The organism is Parafrankia sp. Ea1.12 (assembly GCF_900465275.1).
GTDB classification, from domain to species: Bacteria; Actinomycetota; Actinomycetes; order Frankiales; family Frankiaceae; genus Parafrankia; species Parafrankia soli.
The window spans coordinates 1-22,001 of the sequence record NZ_UBIZ01000181.1 but is presented as its reverse complement, the minus strand read 5'-3'; the positions used below and the strand labels follow the sequence as shown (position 1 = coordinate 22,001).

Sequence of the window (22,001 nt, the reverse complement as noted above, 5' to 3'; positions counted from 1 at the left end):
ACGAACCGGCAGATCGGCACACGGCTGGGGTTGTCGGAGAAGACGGTGAAGAACTACGTGTCGAGCATTCTGGAGAAGCTCGGCCTGGCGAGCCGTACGCAGGCCGCCGTCTACCTGATGAAGCAGACCGGGGAGTAGCCCGGGCGTGTGCGGGGGGTGGCCGCCGGCTGCCCCCCCGCACAGGCGATGGGTGGGCGGGTTGCCCGAAGGTCCCGTCGTCACGGGGCTGGAGGTCCGCCGGCCCGGCGTCCCGATCGTCCCCTGACGGCCCGGCCCGAATAGGGGATCGTTTCCCGTGGAGGGAGTCGGACCACGACGGACGATCCCGGAGCCCGGACCATTCGGTCGGCACCGGTGGACCACACGTCGATGGTCGTGGCGATATCGTCCCGAACACGTCTGGAGACATCGGATGCTGGTTCAGAAGAATTCGGTGCCGGACAAAGCGGATCTCGCTTCCGATTTCTCTGGAGAGCTGGAGGTCGGGGCGACGGAGAAGCAGCCGGCCCCGGAACTCCATCTGGACAACCGGGAGACCGTGGAGACGCACACTGCGATCCTTTTCCTGACCGAGGACCGCGTCTACAAGCTGCGCAAGCCGGTCGACCTCGGCTTCGTGGATCTCCGCACCCGGCACGCGCGGCTCACGGCCTGCGAGGACGAGGTGCGTCTCAACCGGCGGCTGGCCCCGGACGTGTACCTCGGCGTCGCCGACATTCGGGACGAAGAGGGTCACCCGCGCGACCACATGGTCGTGATGCGCCGGATGCCCGCCGACCGCCGGCTGTCGGAGCTGGTGCGCGGCGGCGCCGACCTGACCGACGAACTGCGCGTGATCGCCCGCACGATGGCGGCGTTCCACGAGCGGTGCGAGACCTCGCCGGAGATCTCCCGGGCCGGTGGGCTCGCCAACCTGGAGGCGCTGTGGCTGGAGGCGATGGACGCCGTCGCGCCCTTCCGCGGCTCGATCCTGGACGCCGGCACCGTCGACGAGATCGGCCGGCTGGCCCTGCGGTACCTGGCCGGCCGGGCGCCCCTGCTGGCACAGCGGCAGCGCGCCGGGCGGATCCGCGACGGGCACGGTGACCTGCTCGCCGACGACATCTACTGCCTGGACGACGGCCCGCGGGTGCTGGACTGCATCAACTTCGACCGCCGGCTGCGGGTCGGTGACGTCCTCGCCGACGTCGCGTTCCTCGCGATGGACCTGGAGCGGCTCGGCGCCCCGGCGGCGGCCCGGACGTTCCTCGACGCCTACCGGGAGTTCTCCGGCGAGACCCATCCGGCGTCCCTGGAGCACCTCTACATCGCCTACCGGGCGTTCGTCCGGGTGCGCATCGCGTGCATCCGCGACCACCAGGGCGATCCGGAGGCCGCCGAGGAGGCGCGCCGGCTCGCCGACATCGCGCTGGCGCACCTCCGCCGGGGCCGGGTGCGGCTGGTGCTGGTCGGCGGGCTGCCCGGCACGGGCAAGTCGACGCTGGCGAGCGGCCTGGTCGACGGGCAGGACGAATGGGTGCTGCTGCGCTCGGACGTGGTGCGCAAGGAACTGGCCGGACTGGCCCCGGACATCGCGGTCGACGTCGCCCCCGGTGCGGGGATCTACGATGCCGAGGCGACCGAGCACAGCTACGCCGAGTTGATCGCGAGGGCGCGGCAGGCGCTGGAGCGCGGCCAGAGCGTCGTGCTCGACGCATCCTGGTCCTCCGGGCTGTTCCGGGAACTCGCCGCCGAAACCGCGAAGGCGACCGGCGCCGACCTGGCGCAGGTGCGCTGTGTGGCCCCGGCGCCGGTTGCCGTCGCCCGCATCGAGTCCCGGCGGTCCATGCGGGCTCGCGGGACCGGTGCGGACGCCTCGGACGCGACGGGCGTGATTCACGCGGCGATGGCCGATCGCGCCGACCTCTGGCCGGCCGCGTTCGAGATCGACACCACGGGGTCCGTCGAGGAGACGGTCGCCGCCGCCCGGCGGGTCGTCGACTGACACCCGGGCGGTGCCCGGCGTCGCCGCTGAGTTTCAGGCGGCGCCTGGCGCCGCCGTCCCCCGAAGGGGTTCACCGACCGACGCACCGGTGGACGCGGATCCCTGACAGATGCCCTCGCGTCGATGTCCCGCAGTGAAGGAGAGAAGTGGGATGGCCGGAATCGTGGTCGGAGTGGATGGGTCGGCCGACGCCGAGGAGGCGCTGCGGTGGGCGATGGCGCAGGCGCGCAGGCAGGACTCCCCGCTCACCGTCATGCTCGCCTGGGATCCGAAGCACTGCCCGCCCGCCGTGTCCTCGGTGACCGCGACGGCGGGCGCGGAGAAGGCGGGTGCCGGGACGGCGGGCGAACACGAGACCGAGGCCGCGGCCTACCACGTGCTGCAGACCGCGATCGGCCGCGCCGCCAAGCTCTCCCGGCCCACCGCGATGGTCGAGAAGGTGGAGCGACGGGGTGCGGCCGAGGCGCTGCTCGACGCCTCCGCCGAGGCGGAGATGCTGGTCGTGGGGCTGCACGGGGCCAACCGGAAGCACCGCCTGCTCGCCGGTTCGGTCACCGACGTCTGCCTGCACAGGGCGAGGTCGACGGTGGTCGTCGTGCGGGCCGGTCACCTCCGGCCGACGGGTCCGGTGGTCGTCGGTGTGGACGGCTCCGCGGCCTCGGTCGCGGCGGTGCGGGTGGCGGCGGCGCAGGCCAGGTCGCGTGAGACCAGCCTGCGTGTCGTGCACTCCTGGTTCCCGGCGGCCCCGCTCTACCCGGGGGCGTACGCGGGGCTGGACGTCCCGACCCTGGAGAAGTCGGCGCAGGCGCTGCTGGACGACTGCGTCGCGCGGGCACAGGTGGAGAACACCGGCCTGCGTGTCGAGCGGGTGCTGGTCGAGGACGCGGCGGCGCCCGGCCTGCTCCGGGTGTCCACCGACGCGAGCCTGCTCGTCGTCGGCTCCCGCGGGCACGGCGGGTTCGCCGGGCTGCTCCTCGGCTCGGTCAGCCACCAGTGCGTTCACCACGCCGGCTGCCCGGTCGCCGTCGTCCGGGCAGCCGGCTAACCGCGGGGTCAGCCGCACCGCGGCGTGGAAGTGCTCCTCACGTCACGCGGCGGTGCGGTCCGCTGCCGGCGGCCTGCCCGCGCCCGGGGCCTCGCCGTGCTCCTCGAAGGGGACGCCGAGGTCGATGTCGGCGAGCAGCTCACCCCACGCCGCGAAATCCCCGACGGCCAGACCGTCACGGGTGACGCGAAGGACGCGAGCGCGCCGCCCACCGTCCATCGCAATGATCGTCTCCTCGACCCGGTAACCGTTGCTGGTGCTCCATCGCATGCAGTTCAGGGTGCCCCGCGCCGTCAGAGCGTTCACCGGCGCGGGGTCACCCGCTGGCATGACCTTCGGCGAGCTCCGGGAGACGTCCGCCCCGCCCGGTGGCGGCCCCGCAAGCCCGCGGCCCCGCAAGCCCGCGGTCCGGCTCAGGCATCGCGGCCCGGCCAGGTCCACTCCCGGATCTCGGGCAGGTCCTCGAAGTGCTCGGTGACGTGGGCCTCGTGGCGGGTCAGCTGGTCCTGGCAGTGGCTGACCAGGCGGTCGGTGCCGGGACGGGTGGTCCGGGCGAACTCCACGGCGAGCTGGGCCAGGTGGTACCGGCTCAGGCCGTTGCGGACGACCATGTCGAACGGCGTCGTGGTCGTGCCCTGCTCGGTGAACCCGCGGACGTGGAACCGCTGCGGGTTCGCCCGGCCGTGCAGCAACTGGTGGACGGCCCGGCTGTAGCCGTGGAAGCCGACGACGACGTCCGTCGAGTCGGTGAACAGCGCGCGGAACATCGGCGTCGAGAACCCGTGCGGGTGCAGGTCCGAGCGCAGCAGGGCCATCAGGTCGATGATGTTGACGACCCGGACGGCCAGGCTGGGCACGTACCGGCGGAGCAGGTCCGCGGCCGCGAGGATCTCCAGTGTCGGCACGTCGCCGATCCCGGCGAGGACCACGTCGGGCTCACGGTCGAGGTCGGTCTCGGTGCCGGCCCAGTCCCAGACCGACCCGCCGCGGGCGGCGTGCTCGGCGGCCTCGTCGGCGGTCAGGTACTGCAGGTGCGACTGTTTGTCGGCGACGAGCAGGTTGACGTGGTCGCGGCTGCGCAGGCAGTGGTCGGCGACCGAGAGCAGGCTGTTCGCGTCCGGCGGCAGCCAGATCCGGGCGACCCCGGGCGAGAGCGGCACGACCGTGTCGATGAGCCCCGGCCCCTGGTGGGAGAAGCCGTTGTGGTCGTTGCGCCAGCAGGTGCTGGTCAGCAGGACGTTCAGGCTCGGGACGGGGGCGCGCCACGCCAGCCGGCTCGCCTCCTGGAGCCACTTGGTGTGCTGGATCACCATCGACGCCGACACCATCGCGAACGCCTCGTAGGTGGCGAACAGGCCGTGCCGGCCGGTCAGGGTGTAGCCCTCCAGCCAGCCCTCGCACAGGTGCTCGGAGAGGACCTCCATCGCCCGGCCGGCCGGGCTGACCCGGTCGTCGCGCGGGTCGATCGGCGCGACCAGGCAGCGGTCGGTGACGTCCAGGATCGCGCCGAGGCGGTTGCTGGCCAGCTCGTCCGGGCTGAAGACCCGGAAGGTGGTCGGATTGTCCCGGTAGACGTCGGCGAGCATCTCGCCCAGCGGCCGGGTCGTCTCGTGGACGAGGCTGCCACGGCGGGCCGGGTCGACGTCGAGGGCGTGGGCCCGCCAGTCGCGCAGCCGCAGCGGCTCGGTGCGCACGCCGCCGTTGGCGTAGCTGGTGGCGCCGAGCCGGGCCGGGCCGTCCGGGGCGAGCGCCGCCAGCTCGGGGACCAGCCGGCCGTCGGCGTCGAACAGCCGCTCGGGCTGGTAGGAGCGCAGCCAGGCCTCGAGCTGGGCGAGATGCTCGGGATTGTCCCGCACCCCCGCCAGCGGCACCTGGTGCGCTCGGAACGTCCCCTCGACAAGGACGCCGTCCACCTCGTGCGGGCCGGTCCAGCCCTTCGGGGTCCGCAGCACGATCATCGGCCAGATCGGCGCCTCGGTGACGGTGGCACCTGGACGTCGGGCCGTCCGCTGGATGTCGCGGATGCGGCTGTGCGCTGTGGTGAGCGCGGCGCTGAACGCACGGTGCACCGCGCGGACGTCGTCCCCCTCCACCCACAGGACGTCGTACCCGTGGCCGGCGAACAGGTGGTTCAGCCGTTCCCGGGAGAGCCGGCCGAGCACCGTCGGGTTGGCGATCTTGTACTCGTTGAGGTTGAGGATCGGCAGCACCGCGCCGTCGCGGGACGGGTTGAGGAAGTCGACGCCCTTCCAGCTGCCCTCCAGCGGGCCGGTCTCGGCCTCGCCGTCGCCGACAACGGCGGCGACCAGCAGATCGGGGTGGTCGAACACGGCGCCGAACGCGTGGACGAGCGCGTAGCCGAGCTCGCCGCCCTCGTGGATCGACCCCGGCGTCGGGACGCTGACATGGCTCGGGATACCACCGGGGGTCGAGAACCTCCGCACGAGCTGGGTCAGCCCGGCGACGTCCCGCGACACGCTCGGGTAGATCTCCGAGTACGTGCCCTCCAGGTAGGTGTTGGCGACCAGCGCCGGCCCGCCGTGCCCGGGGCCGGCCACGTAGAGCACATCCTGGCCGGTCCGGCGGACCAGCCGGTTCAGGTGGGCGTAGACCAGGTTCAGCGCCGGGGACGTCCCCCAGTGGCCCAGCAGCCGCGGCTTGATGTCGTCGCGGCGCAGCGGCCGGCGCAGCAGCGGGTTGTCCATCAGGTAGATCTGCGCCGCGGTCAGGTAGTTCGCCGCGTTCCAGTAGGCGATCAGCCCGTCCAGCTGGGCCTCGTCGAGCCCGTGCTCCAGGCCGCCGTGTTCGTGAGCGCCGTGTTCCTGGTCGTGGACGGCCGGAGCGGTCATACGCGGTCCTCTCCTGTGCGATGCCAGCGGTCCCGAACAGGCTCCCACTGCCAGCCGGGGATGCGCTCCAGTGCATCGCGTCGCGTGCCGGAGAGATCACCCTCCAGGTGGGCGATGCGCTCGCCGGCGGCCCAGGCGGCCAGCGGGAAGCCGTCCGAGTCGAGGTAGCCGTCCGGCATGAGGGTGTCGCCCTGGGCGTGCGCGTAGGCCCGCAACGCGGCCAGCCCCTGGTCGAACCGGGAGTCCTCCGCCCGTTCCTGCGCCGCGGACAGCCGCCCGACGCCCCGCTCCAGCCGTCTGGACCGCCGCGCGTCGTCGGCGGCGGTCCTGTGATCACCGGTCACGACCCTCATCGCCTTCCCGCCTGATCCGCTGCCTGCGGATCGTCGGATTTCCACCCCGCAACTTTCTTCACCACGGGGTCGGGCGGGAAGCGCTCTTCGGCCCGGTGCCGGCGGGTAGAACGTCCTTCCCGGCGCTGGTCAGGTGCGCAGCGGTGCGTGGGCGAAGTCGACGACGCCCTTGTCGAAGTCGACGGCGGCCCGGAAACCGAGGACGTCACCGGCCCGGTCGGAGGAGGCGAACACGTGCCGGACGTCCCCCGCGCGGCTACGCCCGGTGATCACCGGCTCGGCCGCGCCGTGGGCCCGCGAGAGGGCATGCGCCAGGTCACCGATGGTGCGCGGCCGGCCGCTGCCGATGTTCAGCGCCGTCAGTCGGCCGGGCTCCGCCTCGCGCCGGTGCAGCGCCAGCGCGTTCGCGCGGGCGACGTCGGTGACATGGACGAAGTCGCGGAGCTGGCCGCCGTCCTCGAACACCGCCGGCGGCTCACCCCGCTCCAGCGCGCTGCGGAAGATGGCGGCGACCCCGGCGTACGGGGTGTCCCGCGGCATCCGCGGGCCGTACACATTGTGGTAGCGCAGGGCGATGACGGTTCCGTGGCTGGCCGCCGCCCACGCGGAGGCCAGGTTCTCCTGGGCCAGCTTGGTGGCCGCGTAGACGCTGCGCGGGTCGAGCGGCGCGTCCTCGGTGACCGGCCGGGGCTCGAGTGGACGTCCGCACGCCGGGCAGGGCGGCTCGAACCGCCCCGCGGCCAGGTCGGCCTCCCGCCGGGGGGCGGGGCGCACCGGGCCGTCCGCCGCGCACCGGTAGGCGCCCTCACCGTAGACGACCATCGAGCTCGCCAGGACCAGCCGCGGGATCCCGGCGCGGACCATCCCGGCCAGCAGCACGGCGGTGCCGAGGTCGTTGTGCGACGCGTAGGCCGGCAGGTCGGCGAGGTCGACGCCCATCCCGACCATGGCCGCCTGGTGGCAGACGGCGTCCACCCCGTCGAGCGCGGCGCGGACCTGGCCCGCGTCGCGCACGTCGCCCTCCAGGAACTGGGCGCGGTCGTCGGTCTCGGGCCGGTGGCGGTGCGCGGCCGGCAGCAGCGCGTCCAGGACGCGCACCTCGTCGCCGGCGGCGAGCAGGACGTCGACGATGCGGGAGCCGATGAAACCGGCGCCGCCGGTGACGAGAACGCGCACGTCGCGGACGCTACCGCCGGTTTCCGATGCCGGATCTTACGAACCGCTGACGCCGCCCTACCCCCGCGCCGCCGCGCCCCGCGCCGGCGGCGGATCAGGACGCGACGGGCAGGCCGACGACGAACCGGCATCCCCCGGTGATGTTGTGGACGCTCACCTCGCCGCCGTGCGCCTCGACGACGGCCCGGACGATGGCGAGCCCGATCCCGGCGCCCGGTGGTGTCCGCGCGCGCTCGCCGCGGTATCCGGTGTCGAAGAGCCGACCGAGGTCTGCCGCCGGTATCCCGCCGCAGGCGTCGGAGACGGAGAGCTCGGCGCGCCCGTCCACCACCGTCGCGGCGACGGCGACGGTGCCGTCGCTCGGAGTGTGTCGGATCGCGTTGGCCACCAGGTTGGTCAGCACCCGGCCGACCTCGACGACGTCCACCTCGAAGCGGTCGGTCTCATCGGCGCGCCCGGTGAGCCGGACGCCCTTGGCGCGGGCGATCGGGTCGGCCGTGGAGATCACATCGGAGACCACGTCGGCGACGCGGACGTTCTCCAGGCTCAGCTCGAGGGCGCCCGAGTGCAGCCTGGACAGCTCGAACAGCTCGTCGATGAGTGTCGTCAGCCGCTCGCTGTTCGCCACCATCGTCCGGTGGTAGGCGGCGACGGTCTCAGAGTCGTCGACCACACCGTCGACGAGGGCCTCGGCGACGGCCCGGATCCCCGCGATGGGTGTTCGCAGGTCGTGGCTCACCCAGGAGACCAGCTCCCGACGGCTCGCCTCCAGCGCCCGCTCACGTTCCGTGGCGGCGAGCAGGCGTGCGTGGGTGGCGTCGAGGGCTCGGGAGATCGCCGCCAGCTCGGCGCTGGGCGGTTCCGTCGCCAGCGGACGGTAGGTGGTGTCACCGAGCCGGCCGGCCGCCTCGGTGAGCGCGAAGGACGCCCGCGCGACCGGCAGCCCGAGCCAGAAAATCATCAGTGCGGTCACCGTGCCGGAGACGGCGACGACGAGGAGCACGACGTCGAGATCATGGTTGGAGAGGAACATCATCCGCGCCGTGACGGCGACCCCGGCGGCCATCCCGATCACGCCGACCGCGATCACCACGGCTCCCCAGACGCCCAGCGACGCCCGGCGGAACCGGTGCAGCACCGGCGCCGCGATCGCCGGGGCCGCGATCGAGCAGGCGAGCGCGATCGCGGCGATCTCCAGCTTCGCTCCCACGGCTCAGCCGCCCGCGGCCGGGTCGGCACCGACAGCCGGGCCGGCGACGGTGGCCAGGTCACAGCGGTAGCCCACGCCCCACACGGTGGTGAGCACGGCCGGCGAGGTCGGATCCGGCTCGATCTTCTCCCGGAGCCGGCGGACGTGGACGGTGACCGTAGAGGTGTCCCCGTACGTCCAGCCCCACACCCGTTCCAGCAGCACCGCCCGGGAGAACGCCTCACCGGGATGCCGCAGCAGGAACGCGAGCAGGTCGAACTCGCGGACCGTCAGCGACACCTCCCGGCCGTCCCGGGAGACGGTCCGCCCGGCGACGTCGACGACCAGGCCGCCACCGCGCAGCACCGGACGGCCCGCGGCACCCGGCGGCGGCTCGTGGGTGCGCCGCAGCACCGACTGGACCCGCAGCACGAGCTCCCGCGGTGAGAACGGCTTGGTCACGTAGTCGTCAGCGCCGGTCTCCAGGCCGGTGATCCGGTCCGACTCCGCGCCCAGGGCGGTGAGCATCACCACCGGCACGTGGCCGTGGGCCCGCAGCCGCCGGCAGACCTCCAGGCCGGGCAGGCCCGGCAGCATCAGATCGAGGACGACCAGGTCAGGCGGGCGCCGTTCGGCGGTGGCGAGCGCGGCCCAGCCGTCGGCCGCGGTGTCCACCTCGAAGCCGGCGTTGGACAGGTAGCGGCTGACGACGTCCGACACCGTGGTGTCGTCGTCGACGAGCAGGACACGGGCCACGGGCCCACGGTAGACGCGCGAGGCGGGCCGGCCGGCGGGCGCGGTCGGACGTTCGGGATTCGTAATCTTCGGTCCGCCGCGGCCGCGGCGGCCAGCGTCGCGAGCCCCGGCCGTCCTCGTTTCGTAAGAAGTGCGAGCACGTTCGGTGACTAGCGTGCGGCCCATGGTCGCTGACAGTGGTGCGCCGCCCGGCGCGGTCGACGTGATCCTCCCGTGCCTGGACGAGGCCGCCGCGCTGCCGTGGGTGCTGTCGCGCCTGCCGGCCGGGTACCGCGCGATCGTCGCCGACAACGGCTCCACGGACGGCTCGGCGCACCTGGCCCGGGAGCTCGGCGCCACCGTGGTCGAGGCCGCCGAGCGCGGCTACGGCGCGGCCGTCCACGCCGGCCTGCTCGCGGCGACCGCGCCGATCGTCTGCTGCTGCGACGCCGACGCGTCCCTCGACCCCACCGATCTGCCGCGCCTCGTCAGGCTGCTGACCGCGGGCCCCGGCGGTGGTGTGGGCGCGGGCGGGTGGCCGGCCGACCTCGTCCTCGGTCGGCGCCGGCCCGTCACCGCCGGGGCCTGGCCCGCGCACGCGCGGGCCGGCAACGCCGTGGTCGTGGCCGCCGCGCGCCGGCGCTGCGCCGTGCGGATCCGCGACCTGGGGCCGATGCGGGTGGCCCGCCGGGCCGACCTGCTGGGCCTGGGGGTGACCGACCGCCGCTTCGGCTATCCACTGGAGCTTGTCGCCCGGGCGGCCGCGGCCGGGTGGAACATCGTCGAGACCGACGTCCGTTATCTGCCGCGGAGCGGGAAATCCAAGGTCACCGGCACCGCCACGGGCACCGTCCGCGCGGTCCGGGACATGTCGGCGATCCTGCGCCGGCTGCCGTGAGCGGCCAGCGGGCTCCGGCGGCCGACCGGCCGGTGCCTGACCGGCCCGCTCCCGGGAGGGCTGATCGAAGGCGGTCTGGTTCCGGCGGTGGGCCGCACCTGCTCGTCATCGCCAAGACACCCGTGCCCGGCCGGGTCAAGACCAGACTCACCCCGCCGTACAGCCCGGTGCAGGCCGCCCGGCTGGCGGCCGCGGCCCTCGCCGACACCCTCGACGCGGTCGCCGGCGCCTGCCGTTCGCTGGGCGCCCGGCCGATGGTCGTCCTCGACGGCGAGCCCGGCCCCTGGCTGCCGCCGGGGTTCACCGTCGTAGCCCAGGCCACCGGCTCCTTCGACACCCGGCTGGCGGCGGCCTTCGACGCCGTCCGCGGGCAGCCCGCCCTGCTGATCGGGATGGACACTCCGCAGATCGGCCAGGACGAGCTGGTCGCGGCCCTGCTGGAGCTGCGCGCCGGCGCGGACGCCGTCCTCGGGCGGGCCCTCGACGGCGGCTGGTGGGCGCTGGGACTGCGCGCCTCGGCCGGTGGCCTCGTGCGGGGAGTGGCGACGTCCACACCGGACACCGGCGCCTGCCAGCTCGCCCGGCTGCGCGCGGCGGGGTTGGGCGTGGTCGAGCTGCCCGTCCTACGGGACGTCGACACCGCCGCGGACGTGGCCCCGGTGGCGGCGCTTGCTCCCGGCGGGCGGTTCGCGGCCGCCGTCCACGAGCTGCGGCTGTGCCCCGGTGTCGCGGCGAGACCGGCGGGGGAGCGGTGACCACCCACTCGACCAGGGAACGTCCGCATGCTCGCGGGGTCTACGAGGCGGCCCTGCGCGCACCGGGCCACGGGCTGTGGGCCTCGCACCCCGGCGGGCGCCGCCCGCTGCCGCTGGACCTGTGGCTCGGCGGGCTCGCCCCGGGCGACGAGACGCTGGTCGACGGCTGCGCCGGCCCGACGCTCGACGTCGGCTGCGGCCCCGGGCGCATCACCGCGGCGCTCGCCCGCCGCGGCGTGCGGGCGCTCGGTATCGACATCGCCGCCGGTGCGGTCGCGCTGGCCCGCCGGGCGGGGGCGGCCGCGATGTGCCTGGACGTCTTCGGCCCCGTGCCGGGCAGCGGCCACTGGCGCGAGATCGTGCTGGCGGACGGCAACATCGGCATCGGCGGCGATCCCGCGCGGCTGCTGCTCCGGGCGGCGGAGCTGCTCGCCGCCGGCGGCAGGATCCTGGTCGAGGTCGACGGCCCCGGACGGCCGACGGAGTGCTACTGGACCACGTTGGAGACCGCCGCCCTCGCCAGCGCGCCGTTCCGCTGGGCCGCCGTGGGAGTGGACGGCATCGGCCCGCTGGCGGCCGAGGCCGGGCTCACCGTGACCGAGGTGCGGCAGCGGGCGAGTCGGTACGTCACATGCCTCGAGCCGGTCCAGTCCGTCGGGACCGCCGTGACCGCCGGGACCGCCGTCGCCGGAACACCATGATGACCGTGGCGGCGGCCCAGACCGCCCCGAGCACGATCAGCAGGTTCCGCCCGTAGGGCAGCGCGTCGACCGTCGCGTTGCCGGGGGTGCCGCCGTAGCCCCGCCAGAGCGGCAGGCTCGCCGCCGCCACCGAGCCCGAGACGATCAGCGCACCCTGGACCACCGCCCGGTACGGACCCGGGACGGCGCGGCTCAGCAGCAGCCCGACCAGCGCGACCGCAGGCACCAGCAGCACGTCGTGGGCCAGGACGCCGGCGATCAGCCACCGCAGGGAGTTGTGCGGATTGGTGGCCCGTGTCTCGCTCAGCAGTCCGTCGATCCCGTAGCCGAGTGCCGCGAGCCCGCCGAGCGCCGTCAGCGCCACCGCAAGCCGCGTGAGGCCGCCGCCTCGCCTCGGAGCGGCTCCGGCTCCGGCTCCGGCCCCGGCCTCGGCAGCGTCGTCGGCGTCGTGGCCGGTCACAGCATCACCACCCGGTGCACCCACTTTGTCTGCAGGACTCCCGGCCGGTTCGGCGCGATCAGCCGCGCCGGATAGCCGTGGTCGAGGTCGAGCGGCTCGCCGCCGAGCCGGGTCGCGAGCAGCGTCCTGGGATCACGCGCGTGCGGCGGGTCGACCTCGCTGGCCCGGTAGCCGCCACGGGTTTCCAGGGACTCGACCCGCACCGTCGCGCCGGCCGGTATCCCGGCCCGTTCCAACAGGTCGACGAGCCGTACCCCCGTCCACGTCGCGTCGGCCGCCCACCCCTCGACACAGGTGATCGGCAGATCCACCGTCGCCCGGCTCAGCGCGAAGAGCTCGGCCGCGGACAGGGTGAACGGCCGCGGGCCGCCGACCGTCAGTCGGTAGCCGGGGTCGCGGGCCAGGGCGAGCACGCCGGCCGCGACCGCCGTCCGGTTCACCGGCAGGTGCTGCGGCCCGAGATCGGGCCGGCGCGGCGCGAGCAGCACCGTGCCACCCAGGCCCGGGACGAACTGTCCCGCGGTCGTCGCCGTGATCACACCGGCCGCGGTGCCCACGGCGAGGCCGAACCCGCGCCGCGACAGCCCGTCGCCGGCCGGCTCGGGCTGGCTCACACGGTCGGTGAGTCCCGCGCGCCTGGCCCGCCCGCGCCCCACGTTGGCCCGGACGACCGCGATCTTCGTGGCGATGTGCACGACCAGCGCGCCGATCGTGATCCAGGCGACCCAGTAGTGCGTGACGGTGAAGAAGAAGCGGAACGGATACCACTGGGCGATGTTCGCGATGCCCGTCGCGAGCTGGAAGATCGCCCCGGCGATCAGCGGGATGATGGTGATCCGCTCCAGGGCGTGCGCGACGGTGCGCACCGGCGGCCACTCCCACAACCGCGGGTAGACCGTCCACAGCTTCGCCAGCAGCAGCGGAACGGACGCGAGCCCGGTGGCGACGTGCACGCCCTGAGTGAGCCGGTAGAGCCACGCCGGCCGGGACGGCCACTGCAGCCAGCCCGGCGGATGCTGCATGAAGTGCGAGACCAGTCCGGTGGCGAACGCCGTGCCGAACGCGACCCCGAGCCAGATGCCGAGCAGCGAGGCCAGCCGCGGGTCGTGCAGGCGGCTGCTGAAGGCGCCGGGACGGAACGGCCCGCGGCGCAGCCGCTCCGGTGGCGCCGGCAGCTCGCGGTCGATGAGATCCACGCGCGCACCGTAGGCACGCCGGCCCGCCGTGGCCGCTGATCATCTCCTTACGATTCGAGGATGTCGCGCGCCGGTCGTCCCGGGCGGGTCTGAGCGTGGGCACGCTGGCCCCATGGCCGTCAGCCCCCACCGCACCCGAGACGACGCGATCCGTCTCGGCGGCCCAGCGCGGGACGAGGGGCCGGTGCCGGCTGCCGCCGACCCGCCGGGCGCCGGGCGCCGATGGCTGGCTGTGGCGGTCGTCCTGCTGGCCGGCGCGCTCGCCACCGAGTGTGCCGTGATCGCGCAGCCCGGGCCCCTGCCCGGCGGGCCGGCCGTCCTCTACCTGGCTCTCGGCTGGTGGGCGCTGGCTCTGGCCGCGGTGGCCGCCCTCGTCCGGGCCGCGCCCCGACGCGGTGTCACCGCCGTGCTGCTGGTCGGCGCGGTGGCCGTGCACCTCCTCGCCCTCACCTCCGGACCGCGGATGAGTGACGACCTCTACCGCTACGCCTGGGACGGCAAGGTCTCCGCCGCGGGCATCGACCCGTACCACCACGCGACCAACTCCGCGGAGCTGGCCGGGCTCCGCGACAGCTGGCTGTGGCCCGACCCGGTGGGCTGTGCCGCCCTCGGCCGCGGCTCCGGCTGCACGCGGATCAACTACCCGACCGCGCACACGATCTACCCGCCGGTGGCCCAGGCGTACTTCGTGGCCGTCCACCACCTGCCCGGGCCGCCGCGGGAGAACAAGATCCAGCTCTATGCCGCGGTGCTGTCGCTGCTGCTGACCGGCCTGCTGATCCGGGTGCTGCCGCGGTTCGGCCACCATCCCGGCCTGGCCGCGGCCTACGCCTGGGGGCCCTCGGCCGGGATCGACATCGGCATGGACGGCCATGTCGACGTCCTGGCCGTGATCTTCGCTGTCGCGGCGCTGGCGCTGCTCGCGCGGCCCGGTGCGCGTCCACGCCCGCGCCCGCGCCCGACCACCCGGACGGCGGCGGCCGGCGCGCTGCTCGGCGCCGCGGTGGCGGTGAAGCTCTACCCGGCGCTGCTGCTGCCCGCCGCCGCCCGGCGGCGCCCCGTGGCCGTCCTCGGCGCGGCGGCCGCGGTCGTCGGCCTGTCCTATCTGCCGCACGTGGCGGTCGTGGGAACGGACGTGGTCGGCTTCCTGCCGAAGTACCTGTCGGTCGAGGGCTACGCGCAGGGACACCGCTTCCTCCTGCTGGGCCTGCTGGGTCTGACCGGGACGGCGGCGAAGGTGGCCGCGGGCGCCGTGCTCGCCGGCGTCGTCCTCGCGGTGTGGCGCTCGGAGCCCGCCCGCCTGCCGGTGGAGCGTGGCGCGCTGTGGCTGGTGGGGGCGGCCTTCCTCGTCGCGACTCCGGCCCAGCCCTGGTACGGGGTGCTGCTGGTCGCGCTCGCCGTCCTCGCCGGCCGGCTCGAATGGGCGGCGGTCGCCGTCGGCCCGTATGTGCTGTACATGGCGCTGTTCCGGGACCTGGCCGTCGAGGACGTCTACGTCCGGCCCGGCGGCTACGTCCTGGGCGCCGCCGCGGTCGCGCTGACCGCCGCGGTCCGCCGGATCCGGGCTCGATCCAGCGGCGCGCCCGGTTGGCCGGCAGCGTCGCGGTGCGCTCGGTAGGATCGGTCCCGGTGTGCCGGGAAGTCTGGTCGGCGAGGTGGCGCGTCGCGCCCTCACAGCCAGGGACGACCGGTTCAGGATGGTCACCCTTCGTGAGGTCGGGGCGGCGCCGCGCGACCGCGCCGACCGAGGAGACCAGCCGATGCCGAGCGTTCCCCCAGCCCCCGCGCCCGGCCCTGCCTCGGGCTCCGGCTCGTCGGTGTCCCGGCCGCGGCTGCTGGCCCGGCCGACCTGGCCGCAGGCACGGTACGTCGCCCGGGTCCTGCGCAGTGAGACGGTCGGCGGCCTGCTGTTGCTCGCGGGCGCCGTGGTGGCGCTGGTCTGGGCGAACTCACCGTGGCGGGACGCCTATGCCACCGTCGTCCACACCGGCGTGGGCCCCGCGTCCCTGCACCTGCATCTGGACCTGGAGCACTGGGCCGCCGACGGGCTGCTCGCGATCTTCTTCTTCGTGGTGGGCCTCGAGCTCAAACGCGAGTTCGTCCTCGGCGATCTGAGATCACCGAGCCGCGCGGCGCTGCCCATCGTGGCCGCCCTTGGCGGGATGCTCGTGCCCGCGCTCATCTACACGCTGGTCAACGGCCTGGCCGTGGACGGCTCCCCCGAGGGCTGGGCGGTGCCGACGGCCACCGACATCGCCTTCGCGGTCGCGGTGCTGGCGATCATCACGACGCATCTGCCGGCGGCGCTGCGGTCGTTCCTGCTGACGCTGGCGGTGGTCGACGACCTGCTCGCGATCGTGATCATCGCCGTGTTCTTCACCGACCGGCTCAGCCCCGCGCCGCTGGCGGGCTCCCTCGCGGTCATCGCGGTGTTCGCGCTGCTGGTGAACCGCGGCGTCACCCGCTGGTGGCTGCTCATCCCGCTCGCGCTCGTCGCCTGGGCCCTCATGCACACCTCGGGGGTGCACGCGACCATCGCCGGGGTACTGCTGGGGTTCGCCGTGCCGGCCCGCCCTCGCTCCGGCGAGCACGCCGGGATGTCCGAGCGGTTCGAACACGCCTGGCGTCCCGTCTCGGCGGGCGTCGCGGTTCCGGTGTTCGCGTTGATGGCCGCCGGGGTCTCGCTCGCGGGCGGCGGCGTCGGCGCCGCGCTGGCCGATCCGGCCGGCCTGGGTGTGGTGATGGGTCTGCTGCTGGGCAAGCCAATCGGGGTGATGGGTGCCACCGTCCTGCTCGCCCGGTTCACCCGGGCCGAGCTGGACCCCGACCTGTCCTGGTGGGATGTCGCCGGCGTCGCCGTGCTCGCCGGAGTCGGGTTCACTGTCTCCCTGCTCATCGGCGAGCTGGCCTTCGGCGCCGACACAGCGGAGAACGATCACGTCAAGGCCGCCATCCTGATCGGCTCGCTGGCCTCGGCACTGCTCGCCTCGATCGTGCTGCGGGCGCGTAACCGGGTGTACCGCCGGCTGGCGGAGCGGGAGGCCGTCGACCGCGACGCCGACGGCATCCCCGACGTCTTCCAGGAACCGACCGTCGGCTGAGGCCATCGAGATGGCCAACGCCAACCGTGGGGAGATCCGGACGACAATCGGGGGAAGGGCCAGGGACGACCGGAGGGGGCGCGATGGCCGGGACGGACGTTCCGAGCGTGAAGGACGTCGCGGCGCACGCCGGGGTGTCGCTGGGCACGGTGTCGAACGTGCTCAACCGGCCGGAGCTGGTCGCCCGGCCCACCCGGGAACGGGTGCTCGCCTCGATCGCCACCCTCGGCTTCGTCCGCAACGAGTCCGCGCGGCAACTGCGGGCCGGCGGCAGCCGGCTGCTCGCCTACGTGGTGCCCGACACCGCCAATCCCGTCTTCGCCGACGTCGGCGCCGGTGTCCAGGAGGTCGCGGATCGCGCCGAGCTGGCGGTGTTCCTGTGTAACAGCGGCGAGGAGTCCCGCCGGCAGGCGACCTACCTGAGCCTGCTCGAACAGCAGCGCGTCGAGGGAGTCCTTCTCACTCCGGTGGGCGAGGTCGACGAGCCCCTGGTGTCGCTGGCGCGGCGGGGGACACCGGTCGTGCTCGTCGACCGCGCCGGCGGGCCGGGGATCTGTTCGGTGACGGTCGACGACGTGGCCGGCGGTGAGCTCGCCGTGTCCCATCTGCTAGACAGTGGCCACACCCGGATCGCCTTCGTCGGAGGCCCGGGTCAGTGGCGGGTCGCCGACCGGCTCGCCGGCGCCCGCCGCGGCCTGCTGCACGCCGGTGCCGACCCGGACAGCCTGCTGCGGGTCGACACCCGCGGCGCCGACGTCGCCGCCGGCCGCCGGGCCGGGGAACGACTGGCCGGTCTGTCCGGCAGCGGACGTCCCACGGCCGTGCTCTGCGCCAACGACATGGTCGCCCTCGGCCTGTTGCAGCAGGTGACGCGGCTCGGCCTGCGCGTCCCCGACGATCTCGCCGTGGCCGGCTACGAGGACATCGAGCTCGCCGCCGTGGCGGCGGTTCCGCTGACCTCCGTGGCGCGGCCGCGCCAGCTGCTGGGACGTACCGCCGCCGAGCTGCTGCTGGCGGAGACGCGCGACCGCGCGGGACATGAGCACAGCCAGGTCGTGCTGGCACCCGAGCTGGTGGTCCGGGCGTCCACCGGGCGCCGGCCGGCGGACGTCGTCGCCTGAACACCGCCAAAGGGCCCGAGCGCCGGCGGGTGGCGTGCGGCGGCCGGGAGCAGTGGCATCGGCGTGCCACCGGCGTGCGCGGCGGCACGGTCCGCGCTGGCTCGCCGTCGACCTCGTCCACGGGGGTGACCCGCTCCATGCGAGCGGCCGATCGGCGAGACTCGCACGGTGGCAGACGACACGATGAAGACACCTGACCAGCTCTTCGACCTCACCGGACGGGTCGCCGTCGTGACCGGCGGCAGCCGGGGGATCGGCCGCGCGGTGGCCGGGGGGCTCGCCGCGGCCGGCGCCGACGTCGTCGTCGCCAGCCGCAAGATCGAGGCCTGCCAGGCCGCGGCCGCCGAGATCGAGGCCGAGACCGGTCGGCGGGCGCTTCCCGTCGCCTGCCACGTCGGCCGGTGGGACGACTGCGACCGCCTCGCCGACGCGGTCTACGACAGGTTCGGCCGCTGCGACGTCCTGGTGAACAACGCAGGGATGTCCCCCGTCTACGACACCCTCACCTCGGTGACCCAGGAGCTCTACGACAAGGTCCACGCGGTGAACGCGGGCGGCCCGTTCCGGCTGAGCGCCCTCGTGGGATCGAGGATGGCGGCCGGCGACGGCGGGTCGATCATCAACGTGACGACGGCGGGTTCGTTGCGCCCCAACGCGAGCGATCTCCCCTACGCCATGGCGAAGGCGGCCCTCAACGCCCTGACTCTCGGGCTGGCCGGCGCGTGGTCGCCCAAGGTACGCGCGAACCTGGTGCTTCCCGGCGCGTTCGACACCGACATAACCAAGGCCTGGGGCCCGGACGCGAAGCGCCTGGCCGGCGAGATGAATCCGATGAAGCGGATTGGGGCACCCGGAGACATGGTCGGCGTCTGCGTCTTCCTGGCGAGCGCTGCGGCCAGCTATGTGAACGGCGCGCAGATCCTCGTCGACGGCGGCCTCTTCCGGACTCTCTGACCGTGCGTTCCGGCCCGGCACCCGTCGGGCCGGAACGCTGGAGCGGTAGCAGGGCGTCCTCTACCGCGTGGGTCTTCACGGCGATCACGGTGGACGGAAAACCGAACTCGTCGGCGGCGCATCATATCGAGCGTGGCATCGCCCGCGCACCCGACGATGTACGCAAGGATTTCCGACGGCTGCCTGCCGGTGAGTCAGCAGACTCCTAGCGCCTTCGGGAATCGATCACTATTTTAAAATTAATGTTCAGTGTCTCGCTCTCGGGAGCCCTGAGACATCTCGAAGGTATCACGAGTGGCGTCGTAGTCAAGGCTCGAGGAAATCTGTCGATACCATTTTTGCGACCACGCGAGATTGCCTGATGGATATGCAGGATTGCGTGAACTTGGCGTGGTCTCTCTCTCGAGTCACTTGTTCTCCCCGCCCGCCAGCCATAGCGTCGAACGCACGTTCGATCCCAACGGTTTGATGGATAGGCGGTGACACCGTGACCTCTGTTCCCGGCTCGAGGTGTGGTGCGTCGCCGCGTGGGCGACGCACCGTCGCTCACGCGCCCGGTACCAGGACCGGTTCTGCTGCCACATCCGCCGGGTCAGCCCGCCGGCCCGTACTCGGAGATGAGGCTGCCACCGTGACCGGAAGGCCGACGGCGCACTCGGCCGGCCCAGAAGAAGACGCGGGGGAGACGGGCGGCGGCCTCCTTGCCCGCGAGGCGCTCGACATGAAGGCAGGCGATCTGCTCAGGGAGATCTCTCGTGTCGTGCGCGTGATCGCGGCTGGCCACGCGGGTCTGTTGACCCTGCTGGCTCAGTTCGCAGCCCTCCGGCTCCCGCCGGGCGCCGGGCAGTCGCTGATGTCCGACGAGTTCGTACCAGAAGAGGTAGCCGCCGCGATGGCGGTCTCGCCCCAGTCGGCCACGGCCCAGATGGCGTTCGCCTGCACGGTCACCCGGCGTCTCCCGGCCGCGGTCGACGCACTCAGGGCGGGAGTTCTGGATCTCCAACGGCTGCACGCACTGGAGAAGGCGGTGCACCCGCTTGACGATCGCGCCGCGGGCGAGGTCGAGGCGTGTGTGCTCGCCGGAGGAGCGCGACCGAACCGGCGTGCCTTCACCGATGCCTGCCGGCGCGCCGTGGCCAAGGTCGACCCGCAGGGGGCGGCGGACCGGGCGGAGACCCGGCGCAAGGACCGGCGGGTGTGGGTCTCGCCCGACGAGGACGGGACAAGCTCGCTCGGCGCCGTCCTTCCCGCGGAGGACGCCGAGGCCTGCTACCGGCGGATCGATCAGGCTGCCCGCTCCATCAGCGACAACAGGTCCGTGGGGGATGACCGGACCCGCGACCAGATTCGTGCCGACGTGCTGGTCGACCTGCTCACGGGCCGAGGCAGCCACGCCGCGCCGATGCCGTGCGAGATTCAGGTCGTCGTACCTGTGACGACCCTGATCGGCCTGTCCGACGACCCCGGAGAGATTCCGGGGTACGGCCCGATCCCCGCTCGAATCGCCAGAGAGATGGCCGACCGGCCCGGCTCGACCTGGCGGCGGATTCTGACCGATTCACAAGGGCGTCTGGTCGAGGTCGCCGACCGGCGTCTCCCTAACACCGCGCAGGTCCGCCATGTTCGCGCCCGCAACCGAACCTGCGTTTTCACGGGCTGCACCCGACCCTCACAGCGCACCGACACCGATCACACCATACCTTTCTCCGAGGACGGGCGGACCCTCACCAGGAACCTCGGCCCGCTGTGCCGCCGACACCACCGGATGAAACATCGCGGCCATTGGAAAGTCACCCAACCAGAGGAAGGGACCTTCGTGTGGGTCAGCCCTCTCGGGCGAACCAGCATCACCAACCCCCACACATATCTCGAAGTCGATACGCGCGTAGGAAGAGAAAATGGGGTGCATTAATTTTGAGGTACGGGTTATCGGATACGACGTGTCGACGGACCGTGCGGAGCATCGCGCGGGCCTCCGTGTCCGGTGGACCGCTTCGCGGGCTTCCTCCTTGAACTGGGAGATCGTCTCCAGGTCGTCGATGCGGCACGGCGCGAGCAGACGCACCTGCTCGCCGCCGATCGTCACGCTTTGCTCCCGTCCCAGTCCAGCCATCAAGATCTCTCCAGGAAGGCTGGCGCACGCCTGGGACCTGGGCAGGGTTGCCGTCCCGGCGCAGGGGAGGGTAAGAGCTCGTGACGGCGGTGACGGGAGGCGTGGTGTAGTGATAGCTTCCTCTCACCGAAAAGAATCTTCTTCTCATCCAGTGAGAATCGAATGGGGTGGGCGGCCAGGAGTCGGGTGGTGTGTAGGAGCCCTGCCGGCCGCCGATGACTGGTGCGTCGTACGCTCCGCCGTCCGCGCCGGGTCCTCCGCCGCCGGGTCAGGGAGGACCGCGATGCCGATACCTGCCGAGTTCGCAGACCGACAGCCCGTAACGGTAGCTGCCGTGTTCCGCGCCGAGGTCGCGTGAGATGGACGTCGCGGACTTCCGGTCGGATCTCCAGGCGTGGCTTGCCGAGAACGACCTGACCCCAGGACCTGACCACTCCCTTGACGGGCAGGTGGCTCAGCTCGCGCGGGTGCGTCGCGCCCTGTACGACGCGGGCTGGATGCGTCACGGCTGGCCCGCCGAGGTGGGTGGCCTCGGTGGCCCGGCGGTCCTGCGCGCCGTACTTGGCGAGGAGGTGGCCAGCCGTGGTCTGGCCGAACCGGGCATCTACTCGATGGTCGAGGTACTTGTCCCGACCATGATCTCCTATGCGTCGCCGGCGCTGGCGGCCGAGATGGTGCCGCTGCTGCTGTCCGGTACCGAGAGCTGGTGCCAGGGGTTCTCCGAGCCGGGGTCGGGCAGTGACCTGGCGTCGCTGTCCACCCGGGCGGAGCCCCGGGGCGACGACTGGGTGGTCAACGGGCAGAAGGTCTGGACGAGCCTGGCCCAGTACTCCGAGCGCTGCGTGCTGCTCACCCGCACCGCGCCGGGCCACGGCGGGATCACGGCGTTCTTCGTCGACATGGACACCCCCGGCATCACCGTCCGCCCGCTGGAAATGATGCACGGTGTCGAGGAGTTCGCCGAGGTCTTCTTCGACGACGTGGTCGTCCCCGGCGACCGCATGCTCGGAAAGCCCGGCGACGGCTGGCAGATGGCGATGGACCTGCTCCCGCACGAGCGCTCCACCTGCTTCTGGCACAGGGTCGCCCACCTGTTCACCCGGCTCGACCGGCTGGTGACCGAGACGACCGTGCCGGGTGATCAGGCGGACGCGGATCTGGGTGCGGCCTACCTGGCGCTGCACACCATCCGCTGCCGCTCGCATGCCACCCAGCGCCACCTCTGCGAGGGTGCCCACCTCGGGCCGGAGACGTCGATCGACAAGGTGCTGCTCGCCACCGCCGAGCAACGCCTGTACGACACCGCCCGCGACCTGCTCCCGGGCACCATCGAACTCACCGACACCCGCTGGCGCTCCGAGTACCTCTACT

At 73.3% G+C, this 22,001-nt stretch carries 20 protein-coding genes; 12 read left to right on the top strand and 8 right to left on the bottom strand.

Annotation, left to right across the window (positions count from 1 at the left end; all coding sequences use genetic code 11):
• From FMEAI12_RS05685 to FMEAI12_RS05675, 3 genes are all read left to right on the top strand, one after another.
• On the top strand, positions 1–138 hold a 138-nt coding region (locus tag FMEAI12_RS05685), incomplete at its 5' end, for a LuxR C-terminal-related transcriptional regulator (protein ID WP_146776640.1).
• Positions 139–412: 274 nt separating this feature from the next.
• Positions 413–1,984 carry an AAA family ATPase gene (locus FMEAI12_RS05680; protein WP_112105236.1) on the top strand — a complete coding sequence of 524 codons (1,572 nt, stop codon included), beginning with the start codon at positions 413–415 and terminating at the stop codon, positions 1,982–1,984.
• Between the two features lie 151 nt (positions 1,985–2,135).
• Positions 2,136–3,029, top strand: coding sequence for a universal stress protein (locus tag FMEAI12_RS05675; protein ID WP_112105235.1), 894 nt, complete (start codon positions 2,136–2,138; stop codon positions 3,027–3,029).
• A gap of 42 nt (positions 3,030–3,071) precedes the next feature.
• Here FMEAI12_RS05675 and FMEAI12_RS05670 read toward each other — a convergent pair whose 3' ends face one another.
• From FMEAI12_RS05670 to FMEAI12_RS05645, 6 genes are all read right to left on the bottom strand, one after another.
• On the bottom strand, positions 3,072–3,359 hold the full coding sequence (locus tag FMEAI12_RS05670) for a hypothetical protein (protein WP_235013736.1): 288 nt from the start codon (positions 3,357–3,359) through the stop codon (positions 3,072–3,074).
• 83 nt (positions 3,360–3,442) lie between these two features.
• Positions 3,443–5,878, bottom strand: a complete 2,436-nt coding sequence (locus tag FMEAI12_RS05665) for a phosphoketolase (protein WP_200835195.1) — start codon at positions 5,876–5,878, stop codon at positions 3,443–3,445.
• Positions 5,875–6,231: a helicase associated domain-containing protein gene (locus tag FMEAI12_RS05660; protein ID WP_112105234.1), complete on the bottom strand. Its 357-nt coding sequence runs from the start codon at positions 6,229–6,231 to the stop codon at positions 5,875–5,877. The genes FMEAI12_RS05665 and FMEAI12_RS05660 overlap by 4 nt, the downstream gene beginning before the upstream one ends.
• 129 nt (positions 6,232–6,360) lie before the next feature.
• A complete protein-coding gene (locus tag FMEAI12_RS05655) occupies positions 6,361–7,407 on the bottom strand; it encodes an NAD-dependent epimerase/dehydratase family protein (protein ID WP_112105233.1) in 1,047 nt (348 codons plus the stop codon).
• Between the two features lie 94 nt (positions 7,408–7,501).
• Entirely contained in the window at positions 7,502–8,617 is a 1,116-nt protein-coding gene (locus tag FMEAI12_RS05650) for a sensor histidine kinase KdpD (protein WP_071067072.1), read from the bottom strand.
• Positions 8,618–8,620: 3 nt separating this feature from the next.
• Positions 8,621–9,352 carry a response regulator transcription factor gene (locus FMEAI12_RS05645; protein ID WP_112105232.1) on the bottom strand — a complete coding sequence of 244 codons (732 nt, stop codon included), beginning with the start codon at positions 9,350–9,352 and terminating at the stop codon, positions 8,621–8,623.
• Between the two features lie 163 nt (positions 9,353–9,515).
• On the opposite strand from FMEAI12_RS05645, the gene FMEAI12_RS05640 reads away from it, so the two are divergent.
• From FMEAI12_RS05640 to FMEAI12_RS05630, 3 genes are all read left to right on the top strand, one after another.
• Complete coding sequence (locus tag FMEAI12_RS05640) at positions 9,516–10,229, top strand: glycosyltransferase family 2 protein (RefSeq protein WP_112105231.1); 714 nt, start codon at positions 9,516–9,518, stop codon at positions 10,227–10,229.
• Positions 10,230–10,327: 98 nt separating this feature from the next.
• Positions 10,328–10,984, top strand: coding sequence for a DUF2064 domain-containing protein (locus tag FMEAI12_RS05635; RefSeq protein WP_368672055.1), 657 nt, complete (start codon positions 10,328–10,330; stop codon positions 10,982–10,984).
• Complete coding sequence (locus FMEAI12_RS05630) at positions 10,981–11,685, top strand: class I SAM-dependent methyltransferase (RefSeq protein ID WP_112105238.1); 705 nt, start codon at positions 10,981–10,983, stop codon at positions 11,683–11,685. The genes FMEAI12_RS05635 and FMEAI12_RS05630 overlap by 4 nt, the downstream gene beginning before the upstream one ends.
• Here FMEAI12_RS05630 and FMEAI12_RS05625 read toward each other — a convergent pair.
• Both FMEAI12_RS05625 and FMEAI12_RS05620 read right to left on the bottom strand, forming a co-directional pair.
• Positions 11,612–12,145: a hypothetical protein gene (locus FMEAI12_RS05625; RefSeq protein ID WP_235013735.1), complete on the bottom strand. Its 534-nt coding sequence runs from the start codon at positions 12,143–12,145 to the stop codon at positions 11,612–11,614. The genes FMEAI12_RS05630 and FMEAI12_RS05625 overlap by 74 nt on opposite strands.
• A complete protein-coding gene (locus tag FMEAI12_RS05620; RefSeq protein WP_112105230.1) occupies positions 12,142–13,341 on the bottom strand; it encodes a molybdopterin-dependent oxidoreductase in 1,200 nt (399 codons plus the stop codon). Before FMEAI12_RS05620 ends, FMEAI12_RS05625 begins: the two co-directional genes overlap by 4 nt.
• 112 nt (positions 13,342–13,453) lie before the next feature.
• Between FMEAI12_RS05620 and FMEAI12_RS05615 the strand changes: the two genes are divergently transcribed.
• The 6 genes from FMEAI12_RS05615 to FMEAI12_RS05590 all read left to right on the top strand — a co-directional run.
• Positions 13,454–14,959: a glycosyltransferase 87 family protein gene (locus tag FMEAI12_RS05615; RefSeq protein ID WP_112105229.1), complete on the top strand. Its 1,506-nt coding sequence runs from the start codon at positions 13,454–13,456 to the stop codon at positions 14,957–14,959.
• Positions 14,960–15,101: 142 nt separating this feature from the next.
• Complete coding sequence (gene nhaA, locus FMEAI12_RS05610) at positions 15,102–16,442, top strand: Na+/H+ antiporter NhaA (protein WP_200835196.1); 1,341 nt, start codon at positions 15,102–15,104, stop codon at positions 16,440–16,442.
• Positions 16,443–16,525: 83 nt separating this feature from the next.
• A complete protein-coding gene (locus FMEAI12_RS05605) occupies positions 16,526–17,563 on the top strand; it encodes a LacI family DNA-binding transcriptional regulator (protein ID WP_071067068.1) in 1,038 nt (345 codons plus the stop codon).
• A gap of 183 nt (positions 17,564–17,746) precedes the next feature.
• Entirely contained in the window at positions 17,747–18,517 is a 771-nt protein-coding gene (locus FMEAI12_RS05600; protein WP_071067067.1) for an SDR family NAD(P)-dependent oxidoreductase, read from the top strand.
• A gap of 631 nt (positions 18,518–19,148) precedes the next feature.
• The gene (locus FMEAI12_RS05595; RefSeq protein ID WP_112105228.1) at positions 19,149–20,429 is read left to right on the top strand and encodes an HNH endonuclease signature motif containing protein; all 1,281 of its coding nucleotides are present in this window, start codon (positions 19,149–19,151) and stop codon (positions 20,427–20,429) included.
• A gap of 560 nt (positions 20,430–20,989) precedes the next feature.
• On the top strand, positions 20,990–22,001 hold a 1,012-nt coding region (locus FMEAI12_RS05590; protein WP_112105227.1), incomplete at its 3' end, for an acyl-CoA dehydrogenase family protein.